Raw genomic sequence first — 405 nt, forward strand, 5'->3', positions numbered from 1 at the left:
TTCCCGATTCATGGAGCAAGGTCATCGCCTATTGCATGACCTCTATGGCTTATGAGAATCGCGAGCAATTCCGTATTCTGTTTCTTGATAAAAAAAACCGGCTGATCGCCGATGAGGTGCAACAGATCGGCACCGTTGATCATACGCCTGTTTATCCCCGCGAAGTCATCAAACGTGCGCTCGAACTATCCTCTACAGCCCTTATTTTATTCCACAATCACCCTTCCGGTGACGCCAACCCCTCACGGGCGGATATTGATATGACCAAGCTTATTATCTCGATTGCATCGCCGCTGAATATTGCTGTCCATGATCATATTATTATCGGCAAAGCCGGACATGTCAGCATGCGCGGACTGGGGCTAATCTGACTGTAGCACAGCATTCCATGCTGTTAACCCGCTG

The 405-nt window shown here is 48.9% G+C and carries 1 protein-coding gene; it reads left to right on the forward strand.

Annotated features, from left to right (window positions below; translation table 11 throughout):
• The coding region (gene radC, locus HBA93_RS18970) for a RadC family protein (protein WP_221724334.1) at positions 1 to 371 on the forward strand (371 nt) is incomplete at its 5' end.
• Positions 372 to 405: the final 34 nt, after the last annotated feature.

Origin of the sequence: Ochrobactrum sp. SFR4, from assembly GCF_019730395.1 — a bacterium.
Classification (GTDB): Bacteria; Pseudomonadota; Alphaproteobacteria; order Rhizobiales; family Rhizobiaceae; genus Pseudochrobactrum.